Source organism: Oscillibacter sp. 1-3, from assembly GCF_000403435.2.
Taxonomy (GTDB): domain Bacteria; phylum Bacillota; class Clostridia; order Oscillospirales; family Oscillospiraceae; genus Oscillibacter.
Genome location: NZ_KE159707.1, coordinates 316,129 through 333,225, shown reverse-complemented (window position 1 = coordinate 333,225; position 17,097 = coordinate 316,129). Strand labels below are relative to the sequence as shown.

Annotated in this window: 11 protein-coding genes, 4 tRNA genes and 3 rRNA genes; 15 read left to right on the top strand and 3 right to left on the bottom strand. The window is 59.7% G+C overall.

Translation table 11 applies throughout. The features are described from left to right. Nucleotides 1–29: 29 nt before the first annotated feature. The 3 genes from C816_RS08045 to C816_RS08035 all read left to right on the top strand — a co-directional run bounded on the left by C816_RS08045 (nucleotide 30) and on the right by C816_RS08035 (nucleotide 2,968). The gene (locus C816_RS08045) at nucleotides 30–308 is read left to right on the top strand and encodes a hypothetical protein (protein WP_016321890.1); all 279 of its coding nucleotides are present in this window, start codon (nucleotides 30–32) and stop codon (nucleotides 306–308) included. A gap of 189 nt (nucleotides 309–497) precedes the next feature. Further along, a complete protein-coding gene (locus C816_RS21730; protein WP_016321889.1) occupies nucleotides 498–1,502 on the top strand; it encodes an LCP family protein in 1,005 nt (334 codons plus the stop codon). Nucleotides 1,503–1,546: 44 nt separating this feature from the next. Next, nucleotides 1,547–2,968: an S-layer homology domain-containing protein gene (locus C816_RS08035; protein WP_016321888.1), complete on the top strand. Its 1,422-nt coding sequence runs from the start codon at nucleotides 1,547–1,549 to the stop codon at nucleotides 2,966–2,968. Between the two features lie 221 nt (nucleotides 2,969–3,189). Here the strand turns inward: C816_RS08035 and C816_RS08030 are convergent, their stop codons facing one another. After that, nucleotides 3,190–3,729 (bottom strand): prolyl-tRNA synthetase associated domain-containing protein, encoded by a 540-nt coding sequence (locus C816_RS08030; RefSeq protein ID WP_016321887.1) that lies wholly within the window; start codon nucleotides 3,727–3,729, stop codon nucleotides 3,190–3,192. Nucleotides 3,730–3,732: 3 nt separating this feature from the next. Next, nucleotides 3,733–5,112 carry a UDP-N-acetylmuramate--L-alanine ligase gene (murC, locus tag C816_RS08025; RefSeq protein ID WP_016321886.1) on the bottom strand — a complete coding sequence of 460 codons (1,380 nt, stop codon included), beginning with the start codon at nucleotides 5,110–5,112 and terminating at the stop codon, nucleotides 3,733–3,735. 104 nt (nucleotides 5,113–5,216) lie between these two features. Between murC and C816_RS08020 the strand changes: the two genes are divergently transcribed. The 12 genes from C816_RS08020 to rrf all read left to right on the top strand — a co-directional run bounded on the left by C816_RS08020 (nucleotide 5,217) and on the right by rrf (nucleotide 16,568). After that, nucleotides 5,217–6,596 carry a CCA tRNA nucleotidyltransferase gene (locus C816_RS08020; RefSeq protein ID WP_242832160.1) on the top strand — a complete coding sequence of 460 codons (1,380 nt, stop codon included), beginning with the start codon at nucleotides 5,217–5,219 and terminating at the stop codon, nucleotides 6,594–6,596. Nucleotides 6,597–6,688: 92 nt separating this feature from the next. After that, nucleotides 6,689–7,852: a hypothetical protein gene (locus C816_RS08015; RefSeq protein ID WP_016321884.1), complete on the top strand. Its 1,164-nt coding sequence runs from the start codon at nucleotides 6,689–6,691 to the stop codon at nucleotides 7,850–7,852. A 52-nt stretch (nucleotides 7,853–7,904) separates the two neighbouring features. Next, entirely contained in the window at nucleotides 7,905–8,759 is an 855-nt protein-coding gene (locus C816_RS08010; RefSeq protein WP_016321883.1) for a dipicolinate synthase subunit DpsA, read from the top strand. Beyond that, entirely contained in the window at nucleotides 8,756–9,331 is a 576-nt protein-coding gene (locus C816_RS08005) for a dipicolinate synthase subunit B (protein WP_016321882.1), read from the top strand. Before C816_RS08010 ends, C816_RS08005 begins: the two co-directional genes overlap by 4 nt. Nucleotides 9,332–9,506: 175 nt before the next feature. Beyond that, nucleotides 9,507–10,382 carry a DegV family protein gene (locus C816_RS08000; RefSeq protein WP_016321881.1) on the top strand — a complete coding sequence of 292 codons (876 nt, stop codon included), beginning with the start codon at nucleotides 9,507–9,509 and terminating at the stop codon, nucleotides 10,380–10,382. Between the two features lie 570 nt (nucleotides 10,383–10,952). Beyond that, nucleotides 10,953–12,481: ribosomal RNA gene (locus tag C816_RS07995) — 16S ribosomal RNA — on the top strand. A 120-nt stretch (nucleotides 12,482–12,601) separates the two neighbouring features. Then, a tRNA-Ile gene (locus C816_RS07990) sits at nucleotides 12,602–12,678 on the top strand. A gap of 27 nt (nucleotides 12,679–12,705) precedes the next feature. Then, a tRNA-Ala gene (locus tag C816_RS07985) sits at nucleotides 12,706–12,781 on the top strand. 360 nt (nucleotides 12,782–13,141) lie between these two features. Continuing rightward, nucleotides 13,142–15,986 (top strand): 23S ribosomal RNA (locus C816_RS07980). Between the two features lie 99 nt (nucleotides 15,987–16,085). Further along, nucleotides 16,086–16,161, top strand: a tRNA-Lys gene (locus C816_RS07975). Between the two features lie 76 nt (nucleotides 16,162–16,237). Next, a tRNA-Glu gene (locus C816_RS07970) sits at nucleotides 16,238–16,312 on the top strand. Nucleotides 16,313–16,452: 140 nt separating this feature from the next. Then, a 5S ribosomal RNA gene (rrf, locus tag C816_RS07965) occupies nucleotides 16,453–16,568 on the top strand. Together the 16S, 23S and 5S rRNA genes with 4 tRNA genes alongside form the textbook arrangement of a ribosomal RNA operon. Before the next feature lie 163 nt (nucleotides 16,569–16,731). On the opposite strand, the gene C816_RS07960 is transcribed toward rrf, so the two are convergent. Continuing rightward, nucleotides 16,732–17,067, bottom strand: a complete 336-nt coding sequence (locus C816_RS07960) for a hypothetical protein (protein ID WP_242832159.1) — start codon at nucleotides 17,065–17,067, stop codon at nucleotides 16,732–16,734. Nucleotides 17,068–17,097 lie beyond the last annotated feature (30 nt).

The window sequence follows — 17,097 nt, the reverse complement described above, 5'->3', positions numbered from 1 at the left end:
ATTGGCGAATAGTATAAGGAGGAATCAATATGGCGAAGCAGACGCAGGGGCGGGGCCGCTCCAGAACGGCGGAGACGGCGTTCCCGGCCCCGGCGGTTTCCGGCGTGCCCATCACGCCGGAGCCCCCCGTTCGCCGCTGGCCCCATCCGGTGGACGGCGTGGAGCCTGTCCAGCAGGCGGACCCGGCGCTCCACTTTATTCACTGCGCCCTGTCCTACCAGAACGAACTGCTGGCAGACATCAAGGCGCTGCTGGAGCAGATTGCGGCGGTGCGGGAAGAGACGAAGGAGACAGAGGAGGGAGAATAGCTTCCGGCACAGGCCGCCCCAAGGCTTTTGGGGCGGCCGCTTTTCCTGGGGCGGGACAGGCTCTTCCCGCGGCGGGCGGGAAAGGCCGCATTTCCCTCTTGTGTTTTCGGCGGGGGGGCCGTATAATAGAGGATACGTTATGTCAATCAAATTTCCGCGGCGTCGCCGCGCTGCTAAGGAGAGCTTCCCATGCCAAGACCCCACTCCCGCCGCCGTAAGCGGAACAACATGCCCCTGGTCATCATTCTGGCGGTTTTGACCGTGGCCGTAATCTACGCCGGCTTTCACAGCTTTTTCAAGGCACCGGAGCAGAAGCAGGAGGACCTGCCCCCTGCGGAGACGGTGGACGGGCCTGCCGGGGAGGAGGACCCCGAGGCGGACGCGGCGGCGGAGGCCCTCCGCTCCCACCGGGAGCGGAAGCCGGACTTTTACACCATTCTGGTCTCCGGCGTGGACGACGGCAACGGCGGCAGCGACACCAACATCCTGCTGGCGGTGGACGCCGCCACCGGGTACGCCTACGGTGTCAGCATCCCCCGGGACAGCAAGGCCTTTTTCAACGGAAAGAACCACAAGATCAACGCCGCCTACAACACCGGCGGCATGGAGCTGCTCTCGGAGGTGGTGTCGGACCAGCTGGGCATTCCGGTGGACTACACGGTGCTGGTGGATCTCCGGGGGTTTGAGGCTTTGGTAAACGCCATCGGCGGCGTGGAGTTCTATATCCCCATTGACATGGACTACGACGATCCCTATCAGGATCTCTCCATCCACTTTACCAGAGGCACGCGCCTTCTCTACGGCGCGGACGCGCTGAAGGTGGTGCGCTTTCGCCACAACAACGACGGCACCGGCTACGGCAGCGAGGACGTGGGCCGCATGACCACCCAGCAGAATTTCCTGAAAGCGGTGGCCAAAAAGACCCTGACCCCCGCCAACCTCACCAAGGTCAACGAGTTTGTGAAGATCTTCCACCAGTATGTGGAGACGGACCTGACTGTCAACAACCTGGCCTGGCTGGGGGCCCAGTTCATCTCTATGGGGCCGGACAACATCGACTTCTCCACTCTCCCGGGAGAGTGGAAATCCCCCTATATCTATGTGGACCCGGAGGAGACCCTGGCGCTGGTAAACCAGTTTCTGAACCCCTATGTGGAGGACCGTCTCCCGGAGGACCTGAATATCCCCTCGTGATTCTTTGTCCCTTTCCGCCCCGTCTGTAAGGAGGTATCCCTGTGATGAGACGCCGCATTCCGGCGCTGCTGCTGGCAGCCGCCCTGCTTTTGACCATTCCCGCTTACGCCGCCCAGGACAGCCAGGAGAACTTTGTCCGGGGCAGGGCCTACTCCGGCCAGTTCTCTGACCTGACCACCGCCTCGCCTTTCTATGACAATGTGGCGGCGCTGTACGAGTACGGTCTCTCCGGGGGACGGGCCGACGGCACCTACGGCCTCCAGGACCCCATGACCGTGGGGGAGGTGGTGATCTTCGCCGGGCGCATCCGCAGCATTTTCCGCACCGGAGACGCGGAGCGGGGCCCCGCCGCCCACGGCGGAGACGGCGGGCCGGTGTCCGCCGGGTACCTCCGGTATCTCCAGGCGGAGGGCGTGCTGGGCACGGAGCTGGACGCCCAGCTGGCCGCGCCGGCCACACGGGCCCAGGTGGCCCATGTGCTGGCGGGCGTTCTGCCGGAGATGCCTCTGATAAACGACCAGATCGTGACGGAGGGCTATGCTTCCCGGAAATTCATTACCGACGTGTCGGAGTACACGCCCTATTATCAGGACATCCTCTATCTGTACCGGACGGGGCTGTCCGTGGGCAGCGACGAGACCGGCTCCTTCCTGCCGGAGGCGCCGGCCACCCGGGGCGCCGCCGCGGCTATGCTGACCCGCATGGTGGACCCGTCCCTGCGGCTCAAGCCGGACTGGACCCTGGCGGAGCGGACCGGCGGCTCCACGCTGGCGGATCTGGTGCCTCCCGGAGAATATATCCCGGACCCCGGCACCCTGGAGGAGATGGACGAGACCGTGCGGCACATGCTCTCCGGCGGCTCCAGCGTGCTGGCGCTGCAGTATCCCGGCATCACGGCGTCAGAGGCCAGGCGGGTGATGGAGCAGGCCCTGGGCATTGTAAAGACCTACTGCGAGCAGAGCTACAACTCCGTTTACTGTACCTATAACCAGGCGGGGCGGGTAACGCTGACATTCTCTGCCGCCAACCTGGGGGAGCGTACCAAGGAGTACCGGGAGGAGACCATGGCGGCCGCCCTGGACATTCAGCGGCAGCTTTGGGAGAGCGGACAGCTCACGTCCTCCATGACGGATACGGAGAAGGCCCGGGTCTATTTCACCTGGATCTGTGAGAACTGCACCTATGACTATAATGCGGGGGACAAGTCCCTCAGCCACATCCCCTACGGCCTGTTTGCCAATGGCACCGCCGTCTGCGACGGGTACACCGGGGCCTACAACCTGTTTTTGAAGCTGGAGGGCATCAGCTGTACGGCCCTGTCCGGCAACGGGCACATCTGGACAGTGGCGATGCTGGACGGCCAGGAGGTCCACATTGACACCACCTGGGGCGACACCGGGGACGGCGTGGATTACGGCTTTTTTGCCATGACTGCCGCCCAGTCCTGGGCACACCACAGCTGGTAAAGGGAATATGGACGCCCCCGGACCGGTTTATCTCCCGGTCCGGGGGCGGTGTCTTTCTGAGCGGGGCAAGGGTGGAGCGGAAACAGGGGGACTTTTTGGCCGTTTTTTTCATATTGCGCAGGAGCTGGAGTTTCGCGCTGCGCGCGGCACAACCCGGGGCGCTGCCCCGGGACCCCACAGCCTTTGTAGAGACTGGCGAAACTTTTAACCGCGTTTCGCCCTCACAGGTCCACCACGGTGACCTGGTGGCCGGTGCGGGGCAGGAATTTCTCCAGCACGTCCGCCGTTTTCAGCTTGAGGCTGCTGGTGCAGATGCAGGGGTGGCAGCTGAGGTACTCCGCCTCATAGACCTCCCGCTCCATCAGAAGCCGCACCTGATGTGCCTGGTCGTTGGCAAGCCCTAGGATGGTTGCGGAGCCGGGGGTGCAGCGCAGCAGGTCCCAGAGGGACTCCTCCGGGGCGAAGGAGAGGCGGGCGGAGCCGATTTGGCGGGAGAGATCCTTGGTGTGAAAGAGCTTGCCGGGGCCCATGCACAGCAGATAGAACTGTGTCTTCTGGCGGTTGCAGAGGAAGAGATTTTTGCAGATGGGCACACCCAGCGCCTCGCTGACGGCGGCGCACTTCTCCATGGTGTCGGCGGGCTCGCTGGAGACCCGGTCATACTCGATGCCCAGCTCCTCCAGCAGAGCGAAGGCAGCCTCCTCCTGGGGGAGCAGTTCCCCCTCCGGACGGGTGTTGCGGTACAGCGGTGAGAGTTCCATGGGTTATACGTCCTTTTTCAGAAGTTTTTCCCCGGCCCGGTAGATGTCTCCCGCGCCCACGGTGAGAATCAGATCGCCGGGCTGGGCGATTTGGCGCAGCTGCTCCGCCACCTTGTCCAGGGTGGAGCAGTACACCGCCCCGGGGATATTGCGGCACAGGTCCGCGGAGGAGATGCCCTGGGTATTCTGCTCCCTGGCGGCGAAGATCTCCGCCAGGATGGCCACATCCGGCAGTTTCAGCTCTGCCACAAACTGTTCGAAGAGCTTGGAGGTCCGGGAGTAGGTGTGGGGCTGGAAGGCCAAGACGAGGCGCCGGTAATCAAGCCCCCGGGCGGTGGTCAGCAGGGCGTGGAGCTCGTCGGGGTGGTGGGCGTAGTCGTCGTAGATCTCCGCGCCGTTGAAGGTCCCCTTGTACTCAAAGCGCCGGCCCGCGCCGGTAAAGGAGGCCAGGCCCTTTTCCACGGCCTCGCCGGGGAGACCCAGCACATAGGCGGCGGAGGCCGCCGCCAGGGCGTTGGAGACATTGTGCCGTCCGTAGACTTTCAGCTCCGCATGGGCGTAAAATTGGCCGCGGACGTGGATGTCAAAGACGGGGCGGCCTTTGTCCTCCCGGAGGTTGACAGCGGTGCACGCCGCCCCGGGCTCCAGGCCGAAGGTGAAGGCGTCCAGCCCCTGGGCCACGCTGCGGGCGCCTTCGTTGTCCGCATTGACGATGACGCTGCCAGAGGGGGGCACCAGCTCCGCGAAGCGGCGGAAGGAGTTTTGAATATCCTGGAGGTCCTTGAAGAAGTCCAGATGGTCGGCCTCCACGTTGAGGATCACCGCCACGGTGGGGAAGAAGCTCAAAAAGCTGTTGCAGTACTCGCAGGACTCCAGAATGATGGTGTCGCCGTTTCCCACCCGGTAGCCGGAGCGGAGCATGGGCAGGGTGCCGCCGATCATGACGGTAGGGTCCGCCTCCGCCGCCATGAAGATGTGGGTGCACATGGAGGTGGTGGTGGTCTTTCCGTGGGTGCCGGCGACGCACAGGGCGTTGGGGTAATGGCGCATGATGGCCCCCCAGGCCTGGGCCCGCTCATAGACGGGGATGCCCCGGGCGATGGCCCCGGCGATCTCGGGGTTGCCGTCGTGGACGGCGGCGGTGCGGATCACAAGATCGCAGTCCCCCAGATTTTCCGCGTTGTGGCCGATGGCCACGGGGATGCCCAGGGAGCGCAGGTGCTGGGCGGTCTCGCTGTCGTTCATGTCAGAGCCCTGGACCTGGAGGCCCTTGCCCTGGAGAACTTCCGCCAGAGGGCACATGGACACGCCGCCGATGCCCACCAGATGGGCCCGTTTGCCGGGGATGAGGTAGTCGGAGATGGGGGTGGGGTTGTTCATCATGGGAGCAGACTTCCTTTCAGGTCCGCTTTTTTCCGTTGCGCGGAGGGAAAAAGCGGTATATAATCAGATCATTGGCAAATTATTATAGTATAGAATAACCGGAAATGCAACAGAAAAAGGCGGTGAGCGGGATGCTGTCGATTCCGGAGGGTGTGAGAGCGCTTTTGGAGACGCTGGAGGCGGCGGGCTATGAGGCCTGGTGCGTGGGCGGCTGCGTGCGGGACATGCTGCTGGCGGACCTGCGGATGCTGAACGGGGCCCAGCCCCCTGTCCGGGAGCCGGAGGACTGGGATGTGACCACCTCCGCCCTGCCGGAGGAGACGCTGGCGGTATTCGGAGACCGGGCTCTGCCCACGGGGCTGAAGCATGGCACCGTCACCGTGAGGACGGCGGACGGGCCCGCGGAGGTCACCACCTACCGTCTGGACGGGGCGTACCGGGACCGCCGGCACCCGGAGAGCGTCACCTTCACCCGCTCCCTGGAAGAGGATTTGGCCCGGCGGGATTTCACCGTCAACGCCATGGCTCTGAACCTCCGGGGGGAGCTGCGGGACCCCTTCGGCGGGCGTCGGGACCTGGAGAATGGAGATCTGCGGTGCGTGGGGGCCCCGGACCGGCGGTTTCAGGAGGACGCCCTGCGGATTCTGCGGGGGATGCGGTTTTCGGCGGCGCTGGGGCTGGACGAGGAGGATGAGACGGGCCGCGCGATAGACCGAAACCGGGAACTCCTCCGGGAGATTGCCCCGGAGCGGATTCAGGCGGAGCTGACAAAGCTCCTGTGCGGGCGGTACGCCAAGGAGGTGTTGGACAACCATCCCGGGGTCGTCGGTGTCTTCTGGCCGGAGGCGCTGCCTATGGTGGGCTTTGACCAGCGGAACATCCACCACTGCTACGACGTGTGGAATCACAGCACCGTGGCCCTGGCCAATACGCCCCCCATTCCGGAGCTGCGGTGCGCCGCCCTGCTCCACGACATCGGCAAGCCCGCCGCATTCACCCTGGACGAGGACGGCGTGGGCCACTTCTACGGCCATGCCGCCGCCAGCGTGGAGCTGGCGGACGGGATGCTCCGGCGGCTGAAATTCCCCAACGACTTTCGGGAGCGGGTGGTGCGGCTCGTCGCGTGGCACGACCGGGACATTCCCCGGACGGACAGAGGTGTGGGCCGGGCCCTGCGGCGGCTGGGGGAGGAGGAGCTGCGGCTGCTGCTGGCGTTGAAGCGGGCGGACAACCTGGCCCAGGCCTCCGCCTACCGGGGGCGGCAGGCGGAAATCGCTCTGGCGGAGGAGATTCTGGACCGCCTTTTGGCGGAGAACGCCTGTTTTTCCTTGAAGCAGCTGGCGGTGAACGGGAACGACCTCACGGCGCTGGGGCTCCGGGGACCCGCCGTGGGCCGGGCGCTGGAGACACTGCTGAGCAAAGTGGTGGACGGCGAGCTGCCCAACCAGCGGGCGGCGCTGTTGAAATTTGTCACCGAATCGTAGCCGGTTTGTAACCGGCCTGTCACGGCTTTGTTGTTGAAAAAGACCGGAATTGCTTCCATACTGGGATTATCTCGGTATGGAAGTGACTTTTTATGCGAAAGATGGTTTTTGGATTGATCTTATGCCTGCTGCTGAGCGGCTGCGGAGGGCCTTCGGCGGAGGAGCGGGCGGAGGGGCCGCCGGTGCAGATAATCCAACCGGAGGAGGACTGGAGGACGGCCTATGCGGAGTTCCTGGAAAACCTCTGTGAGGAAGAAAAGGCGGTGCTGAACATCGACCGGCCGGACTATGACCCCAACGACTACCCCGCGCAGGCGGAAAATCTCAGCAAGGAGTATTTTCTCTATGACCTGGACCGGGACGGCGTGCCGGAGCTGGTGATTCGCTCCAACCACTATCGCTCGGACATCCGCTTTCTCACCGTCCGGGATGGCGCGGCGGCGGAGGCCGGCCGCCTGGACGGGCGGTATATGCAATTTTACACCAGCCCGGACCAGCCGGGGATCATCGTGCGGGAGACGCCCAAGGGGCCGGTTTTTGTGTTCCGGATCTGGATTGAGGACGGGGAGCTTTGCCGGGGGGAGTACCTCTATGAGACCGACCTGAGCGTCCGGTGTGTGGATGACGCCTTTCACATGGAGAACGTGGTTCCGGGGGCGGAGTACATCAGAGGCTGCCGCACCATGGCGGAGTGGCCGGAGCACACGCCGCTGACGCTGCCCATTTACGACTATGGCCGGGAGACTGCCGCGGCGGAATTGGACACGGCGCGGGACGGCGCGGCCCGGGCCGCCATCCTGGCGGCGCTGGAGGAGGGGGCGGCGTTCTGCGCCGTCTCCGGCGACGGCTGCGGCGGGGACGCGGGATGGACCACGCTGGCGGACTACCTGAAAGCCGGCGGCATCAGCGAATACGCCGAAAAGCCGCTCATCTCCCGGCGTCGGGCCTGGGTGGATCTGGACGGAGACGGACGGCGGGAATGTGTGCTGTATGTGGAGCATGACGCGGGCGATTATATTCAGAACGGCTATTTTGTTGTGTTCAGCCAACAGGAGGGGGCGGTGTACGCCTACTGCCTGAACTATGCCGGCGGAAGTGAGCTCAACACGGACGGAGTTTTTTATGACCCCTGGTATCTGGAGGAGGGCATTGACGGCGGTGCCTGGCGGGTGTCCTTCCAGGAGAGCCAGTGTTATCAATATACGGCGGCCTATGATGAAGCTGTCCCCATGGTGGAGTGGGAGAGCGTGAATTGAATAGCACCAACCTCCCCCTTCCGCCATACCATGGTGCGAGGGGGAGTGCCGTATGGAGAAGACCTTTGGCCTCATCGGAGGCGACCGGCGGCAGGCGGAGCTGAGCCGGCTGCTGGCGGCGGACGGGAATACCGTCTATACTTACGGACTGAGCGCCTGGAAGCCCGCGGGCGCGGGAAGCCTGGAACGGGCTGCGGGGGCGGACGTGATTGTCCTGCCCCTGCCGCTGTGCCGGGGCGACGGTGTGCTGAACTGCGAGGAGGGTCCCGTACCCACCATGGACCTGTTTCGCCGCCTGCGGCCCCAGCAGCGGGTGCTGGCGGGGCAGGTGAAGCCCCAGCAGCGCCGGGAGGCCGCGGACTGCGGACTCTGCCTGGAGGATTACTTCCTCCGGGAGGAGCTGACGGTGGCAAACGCCGCCGCCACGGCGGAGGGCGCCGTACAGGTGGCCATGGAGCGGCTGGACGAGACGCTTCTGGGCATGGAGTGCCTGGTGCTGGGCTTTGGCCGCATCGGGAAGCTCCTGTGCCACCGTCTCCACGGCCTGGGCGCCCAGGTGAGCGCTGCGGCCCGCTGTCCGGCGGACCTGGCATGGGTCCGCGCCTACGGCTGGCGAGCGCTGGAGACCGGGAAGCTGGACGGGGAGCTGTCCGGCTTCGGTGCGGTGTTCAACACCGTCCCCTCGCCCGTCCTGGGCCGGACGCTGCTGGAGCAGCTGCCTGCCGGATGCCTGCTGGTGGACCTGGCGTCCGTCCAGGGCATCGACCTGGCGGCGGCGGAGAGCCTGGGCCTGCCAAATGTGTGGGCCAGGTCCCTGCCGGGGCGGCTTTCGCCCCGGACGGCGGCGGCGGTGATCCGGGACGCGGTGTACTACATCCTATTGGAAGAACGAGGTGACCCTGCGTGAGAACGGAACGCGTCGGATTTGCGGTAAGCGGGTCCTTCTGTACACACGAACAGGTGCTCAAGGCGCTGGAAAAGCTGGCGGCGGTCTATGAGACGGTGATTCCCATCGCCTCGGAGGCCTCCGCCTTTACGGATACCCGCTTCGGCACGTCTGAGGATCTGCTGGAGCGGCTGGAGGATCTGACGGGGCAGGAGGTCCTGTGTGACATCCCGTCGGTGGAGCCCATCGGCCCCAAAAAGCTGCTGGATGTGCTGGTGATCGCGCCGGCCACCGGCAACACCATCGCCAAGCTGGCAAACGGCATCGCCGATACCACCGTTACCATGGCGGCCAAGTCCCACCTGCGCAACGGCCGGCCGGTGGTGGTGGCGGTGTCCAGCAACGATGGACTGTCCGCCGGAGCCAGAAACATCGGCGAGCTGCTGGTGCGGAAGAACTATTATTTCGTGCCCTTTGGGCAGGACAACGCCGCGGCGAAGCCCTGCTCCCTGGTGGCGGATTTCGGAAAGATTCCGGAGACGGTGGACGCCGCCCTGCAGGGAGAGCAATTGCAGCCCGTGCTGCTGCGCTGAGAGGACAGACGAAGGGGCCGTTGGAGCGGCCCCTTCATTATTATATATGTATAGAATGATAATGTTAAGGGTGTTTGGATTTTGAAAGAAAAATATGATTGTGAAAATTTTATATAGAAAGAATGAAAAATCTATGTTATGATTGTGAAAATCAAATCCGAAAGGAAGAAACGCAATGAGCCAACCCTATGTGATTTTGACGGAGTCCTCCTGCGATTTGACGCCGGAGCTGACGGCTCAGGCCGGCGCGGAGGTTCTGCCGCTGAACTTTACTATGGAGGGGAAGAACTACCCCCATTATCCCGACGAACGGGCTATGTCCATTTCGGAGTTCTATGAGCGGATGCGGGGCGGAGCTGTGGCAGTCACCGCCGCCGCCAATGTGGCGGAGCTGACCGACGGCATGGAGGTCCACCTGCGGCAGGGAAAGGACGTGCTGTTCCTGTGCTTTTCCTCCGGCCTCTCCAGCACCCGGGACGCCTGCGCCATCGCCGCCAACGAGCTGGGGGAGAAGTATCCGGACCGGAAGATCTACACCGTGGACACCCTGGCGGCCTCCGCCGGACAGGGACTGCTGGTGCTCCTGGCGGGCCGGAAGCAAAAGGCCGGGGCCTCCATTGAGGAGGTGCGGGACTTTGTGGAGGAGACCAAACTCCATATGGCCCACTGGTTCACCGTGGACGACCTGACTTATTTGAAGCGGGGCGGACGGGTTTCCCCCACCGCGGCGGCCGTGGGAACCATGCTGAACATCAAGCCTGTGCTCCATGTGGATAACGAGGGGCACCTGATTCCAATGGAGAAGGTGCGGGGGCGTAAGGCTGCCCTGGCGGCGCTGGTCCGACAGATGCGCGAGACCGTGGTCAACCCGGAGGAACAGACGATGGTGGTCAGCCACTCCCGCTGTCAGGAGGAGGCGGAGCAGCTGCGGGAGAGCATCTTGGAGGAGTTTCACCCCAAGGAGGTGCTGATTCTTGAGCTGGGGCCCATCATCGGCGCCCATACAGGACCCGGGCTGATGGCGCTGTTTTTCCTGGCGGAGCATCGCTGAAAAGGGTATATGGACGGCGGCATTTCCTCGGAGATGCCGCCGTTTTTTGCGGCAGAAATAGGTGTGACCTGTGAAAATGACGGGAGAACACAGCAATGCGTGAAAGAATCCATAAGCATCGTTAATGGTTGGTATTAAAATTATTAGATAAACGGTGGAGCAGCCCGCCAAAGAGAAGGCGGAAAAAGGTCGAAAAAGAAAAAATGCACAAATTGTAAATGCGGGGGTTGACTTTCCTGGTTTTGTTTGGTATTCTAGCAAAGCTGTGAGGCGGTGCGGGAGCGCAGTTGAGCCGCAGGAAAAGAATTGAAAGAAATTCGAAAAAAGCGGTTGACAAACGCGAGAAGCGCTGTTATAATAGCAATGTTCCGCCGAAGAAGGCATGCACCTTGTAAATTAAACAACGTAACGAAAAGAAAGCACCAGAGTTCGTGGTCTTTGTAGGCCATGACGAAAAAGAGCCAAAGTTCCGGGTTGAGTCAATTACCGGAGCGGAGGCAAGAGATGAAGCTATGGCAAATAGCTCTATGAAGGTTTGGGCGGTCCTGGAAGGGGCTGTTTGAATACGAATTTATAGAGAGTTTGATCCTGGCTCAGGACGAACGCTGGCGGCGTGCTTAACACATGCAAGTCGAACGGAGCACCCCTGAAGGAGTTTTCGGACAACGGAAGGGAATGCTTAGTGGCGGACTGGTGAGTAACGCGTGAGGAACCTGCCTTCCAGAGGGGGACAACAGTTGGAAACGACTGCTAATACCGCATGAAACATTTGAACCGCATGGTTTGAATGTCAAAGATTTATCGCTGGAAGATGGCCTCGCGTCTGATTAGCTAGTAGGCGGGGTAACGGCCCACCTAGGCGACGATCAGTAGCCGGACTGAGAGGTTGACCGGCCACATTGGGACTGAGATACGGCCCAGACTCCTACGGGAGGCAGCAGTGGGGAATATTGGGCAATGGGCGCAAGCCTGACCCAGCAACGCCGCGTGAAGGAAGAAGGCTTTCGGGTTGTAAACTTCTTTTAAGAGGGAAGAGAAGAAGACGGTACCTCTTGAATAAGCCACGGCTAACTACGTGCCAGCAGCCGCGGTAATACGTAGGTGGCAAGCGTTGTCCGGATTTACTGGGTGTAAAGGGCGTGCAGCCGGGAAGACAAGTCAGATGTGAAATCCCGCGGCTCAACCGCGGAACTGCATTTGAAACTGTTTTTCTTGAGTACCGGAGAGGTCATCGGAATTCCTTGTGTAGCGGTGAAATGCGTAGATATAAGGAAGAACACCAGTGGCGAAGGCGGATGACTGGACGGCAACTGACGGTGAGGCGCGAAAGCGTGGGGAGCAAACAGGATTAGATACCCTGGTAGTCCACGCTGTAAACGATGGATACTAGGTGTGCGGGGACTGACCCCCTGCGTGCCGCAGTTAACACAATAAGTATCCCACCTGGGGAGTACGATCGCAAGGTTGAAACTCAAAGGAATTGACGGGGGCCCGCACAAGCGGTGGATTATGTGGTTTAATTCGAAGCAACGCGAAGAACCTTACCAGGGCTTGACATGGAGAGGACCGCTCTAGAGATAGGGTTTTCCCTTCGGGGACCTCTCACACAGGTGGTGCATGGTTGTCGTCAGCTCGTGTCGTGAGATGTTGGGTTAAGTCCCGCAACGAGCGCAACCCCTATTGTTAGTTGCTACGCAAGAGCACTCTAGCGAGACTGCCGTTGACAAAACGGAGGAAGGTGGGGACGACGTCAAATCATCATGCCCCTTATGTCCTGGGCTACACACGTAATACAATGGCGGTCAACAGAGGGATGCAAATCCGCGAGGAGGAGCGAACCCCCAAAAGCCGTCCCAGTTCGGATCGCAGGCTGCAACCCGCCTGCGTGAAGTCGGAATCGCTAGTAATCGCGGATCAGCATGCCGCGGTGAATACGTTCCCGGGCCTTGTACACACCGCCCGTCACACCATGAGAGTCGGGAACACCCGAAGTCCGTAGCCTAACAGCAATGAGGGCGCGGCCGAAGGTGGGTTCGATAATTGGGGTGAAGTCGTAACAAGGTAGCCGTTCGAGAACGAGCGGCTGGATCACCTCCTTTCTAAGGAGAACACGGCATATGAAAAAGGATGCCGTAATCCTGGTCAGCTGGAGCTGGAGTAGTTACGTTGTTTAATTTAGAGGGTGTATGCTGTGGGAGGCGGGAGGCAAGACCAAAGACGGGCCTGTAGCTCAGCTGGCTAGAGCGTACGACTGATAATCGTAAGGTCGGTGGTTCGAGCCCACTCAGGCCCACCAAAAGTCCAAAAGCAAGCGACGAGAGCCGGGGATATAGCTCAGCTGGGAGAGCGCCTGCCTTGCAAGCAGGAGGTCGCCGGTTCGAACCCGACTATCTCCACCATTGAGATCAAATCGAAGCATTTGATGAGAATCAAGTGTTTCGATCTGGCTTCAAAAGAGCTGGAGGCGCACCTTGAAAACTGAACAATGCAACACAAGTGATAAGTAAGGCAACAGAGAGGCGCCATACGAGAGTATGGCAAATTTAATTGTGGAACAGCGTCTGGAAGGACGCAGGGTAACAATTACAATTTCAACAATCTGTGAAGCCTGCATAATTCTTGAGAGAACCATTTTCTCTGACACGTAGGAGAGAAGGCCAGAACTGTTCCGCTGTCCCCAGCCGAATGAAAGCCCAGTGAAACGGGTTTCGTTCGGAGAGGAGGAGCAAGGGAGCGGAATGGACTTAGCTCCGACGATAGGTCAAGCTGAAAAGGGCGCAAGGGGAATGCCTTGGCATCAGGAGCCGACGAAGGACGTGACAAGCTGCGATAAGCCGCGGGGAGGAGCAAATATCCCTTGATCCGCGGATTTCCGAATGGGGCAACCCACATGGACAATATCCATGTAACGTGCGTTGAATCAAATAGGCGTACGTGGGGAACCGCCTGAACTGAAACATCTAAGTAGGGCGAGGAAAAGACATCAACCGAGATTCCGCTAGTAGTGGCGAGCGAACGCGGAAGAGGCCAAACCGGAGGATTTATTCTCCGGGGTTGCGGACAGCTATAAGACAGTCTAGTTTAGCCGAACGGTCTGGGAAGGCCGGTCACAGAGGGTGAGAACCCCGTAGGCGAAAAACGAGGGCTGTTGAGCTGAATCCAGAGTACCGCGGGACACGTGAAACCCCGTGGGAAACCGGGTGGACCACCATCCAAGCCTAAATACTACCTGATGACCGATAGAGGAGCAGTACCGTGAGGGAAAGGTGAAAAGGACCCCGGGAGGGGAGTGAAAGAGAACCTGAAACCTTGTGCCTACAAGCACTCAGAGCACGTTAAAGTGTGATGAGGTACTTTTTGTAGAACGGTCCGGCGAGTTATAGTAGCGAGCGAGCTTAAGGTATTCAGTACCGGAGGCGAAGCGAGAGCGAGTCTGAAAAGGGCGCGTAAAGTTCGCTGCCATAGACCCGAAACCGGGTGACCTACCCATGGGCAGGTTGAAGTGGGGGTGAAACCCCATGGAGGACCGAACCGACCCCCGTTGCAATGGTGGCGGATGACCTGTGGGTAGCGGTGAAATTCCAATCGAACTCGGAGATAGCTGGTTCTCCCCGAAATAGCTTTAGGGCTAGCGTTGTGTTAGATTACCGGAGGTAAAGCACTGAATGGTAGCGGGGCCGATAAGGTTACCAACGCCTATCAAACTAAGAATGCCGGCTAATTGATGCACAGCAGTCAGACAGTGTGAGATAAGTTTCATTGTCAAAAGGGAAACAGCCCAGACCCACAGCTAAGGTCCCCAATTCATGCTAAGTGGAAAACGATGTGGGATTGCGAAAACAACCAGGATGTTGGCTTAGAAGCAGCCACACATTAAAAGAGTGCGTAATAGCTCACTGGTCGAGTGGTCCTGCGCGGAAAATGTAACGGGGCTAAGCATGGAACCGAAGCTTGGGATTGTCAGCAATGACAGTGGTAGGGGAGCGTTGTGTACGGGGTGAAGCGTGAGCGGGAGCACACGTGGACTGTACAGAAGTGAGAATGCCGGAATGAGTAGCGAGAATTATGTGGGAATCATAATGGCCGAAAATCTAAGGTTTCTTGGGGAAGGTTCGTCCGCCCAAGGTAAGCCGGGAGCTAAGGCGAGGCCGAAAGGCGTAGTCGATGCACATACGGTAGAAATTCCGTAGCCGCCGAAACTTAAGCCAGAGGGACACTTGAAGATAGCGGAACCCAGGCGTTGGTTGACCTGGGCGAAAGGGAGCGAAAAAATAGTAGCGAAGTCCGCGATGCTTTGAGGCGAGAAAAGCTCTGGGGAATGCTAAGGCGCCCGTACCGCAAACCGACACAGGTAGATGAGGAGAGAATCCTAAGGCCAACGGGAGAAGGGTTGTTAAGGAACTCGGCAAGTTGACCCCGTAACTTCGGAAAAAGGGGAGCCTCGAAAGAGGCCGCAGAGAATAGGCCCAAGCAACTGTTTACCAAAAACACAGGTCTATGCTAAATCGAAAGATGACGTATATGGGCTGACGCCTGCCCGGTGCCGGAAGGTTAAGAGGAGATGTCAGGCGCAAGCTGAAGCATTGAATTGAAGCCCCGGTAAACGGCGGCCGTAACTATAACGGTCCTAAGGTAGCGAAATTCCTTGTCAGGTAAGTTCTGACCCGCACGAAAGGCGTAATGATTTGGGCACTGTCTCAACAGCCCGCCCGGCGAAATTGTAGTACCGGTGAAGATGCCGGTTACCCGCAACTAGACGGAAAGACCCCATGGAGCTTTACTGCAGCTTAATACTGGAATTCGGTAATTCATGTACAGGATAGGTGGGAGGCATGGAAGCATGGCCGTCAGGTCGTGTGGAGCCGCCGGTGGGATACCACTCTTGGATTGCTGGGTTTCTAACCTGCGGCCGTGAATCCGGTCGGGGGACACTGTTAGGCGGGCAGTTTGACTGGGGCGGTCGCCTCCTAAAAGGTAACGGAGGCGCTCAAAGGTTGGCTCAGCACGGACGGAAATCGTGCAGTGAGTGTAAACGTAGAAGCCAGCCTAACTGCGAGACCGACGGGTCGAGCAGTAACGAAAGTTGGAGTTAGTGATCCGGTGGTATGTGAGTGGAAATGCCATCGCTCAACGGATAAAAGCTACCCTGGGGATAACAGGCTGATCTCCCCCAAGCGTCCACAGCGACGGGGAGGTTTGGCACCTCGATGTCGGCTCGTCACATCCTGGGGCTGAATTCGGTCCCAAGGGTTCGGCTGTTCGCCGATTAAAGTGGCACGCGAGCTGGGTTCAGAACGTCGTGAGACAGTTCGGTCCCTATCTGTTGCGGGCGTAAGAGATTTGAAGGGAGCTGTCCTTAGTACGAGAGGACCGGGATGGACATACCTCTGGTGCACCAGTTGTTCTGCCAAGGGCATAGCTGGGTAGCTACGTATGGACGAGATAAACGCTGAAAGCATCTAAGCGTGAAACTTCCCCTAAGATGAGATCTCTCACCTCGAAAGAGGGTAAGGGCCCAGGAAGACTACCTGGTAGATAGGCCGGAGGTGGAAGTGCGGCAACGTATGAAGCTGACCGGTACTAATAGCCCGAGGGCTTGACCTACAAAGAAGAAATGCAGGCGGCCTGAAAGGCAGGAGTGTTGTATTGTTCGGTTTTGAGGGTGCGGCAGGCGCAGTCTCAGAGGGATGCGGGAGAGGAAATGCACCTTTAGCTCAGTTGGTAGAGCAACTGACTCTTAATCAGTGGGTCCCCGGTTCGAGTCCGTGAAGGTGCACCAGCCTTAGATCGGGTGTGCCCGAAGGGCACACCTGGTTTGAGGGAGAGAGGGATAGCGCATCTAAAGCAGACAAAGCGGCCCGTTGGTCAAGTGGTTAAGACAGCGGCCTCTCACGCCGTTAACATCGGTTCGAATCCGGTACGGGTCACCATTCTTCTCTTGACAAAGCGGAATGAAAAGTTTATAATGCAGATTGTTCTCCGGATTTGCCGGATAACATAGAGGAGCAGCGAAGCGGTACGAGTTCCTGGTGAGACCGGGAGCGAGGGAGGCACAGGTTGCTCCGAGGAAGTTGGTGCCGATTAGGGCGAGGGTCCACCCGTTCCCATTCCGAACACGGCAGTTAAGCTCGTTCCTGCCCACGATACCTGGCTGGCGACGGCCCGGAAAAATAGGTGGTGCCAACATCTGAGACACACTCTTTGGAGTGTGTCTCTTTTTTGTTACGCTTTTGTGATGAATTCCGATATAAATTACACGCGGATTGTATTGCGAAAAATATTCGGGGCAGGAGCCTGCTTTGATAAATGTCAAAACACCCAAAGGGCGGATATTTTCCGTCGCTCTGCGTTAAGTTTTCTTGCCGAACAACAGCTTACCTGCAAAAATTGGCTTGATTGGCAGAAAAATCTCGCGCCGTTGGACATTTCGCCCAAACAGAGCCTCATGCAGAATAAAATGGCTGGTGTTACAGAACGCAAATGCAGCCGGTTTTTTCACGTCCACGCTGTTCTCTGAGGATCGAATCCCAGCGCCGTCTCCAGAAAGCGGTGGAGAAGAGGGAAGAGGGGCCGCTTCTGCGAAAGAGAGATCCACGGGCATAGCCCGCGGATCTCTTAAAGTCAGAAACACTGTTTTTGAAGAATGCTGTACGTGCGGCCACTGCAAGGGAAACTTATCCACCACCCTTGCCGCGCAGCGTGCGAAAGCTTCATT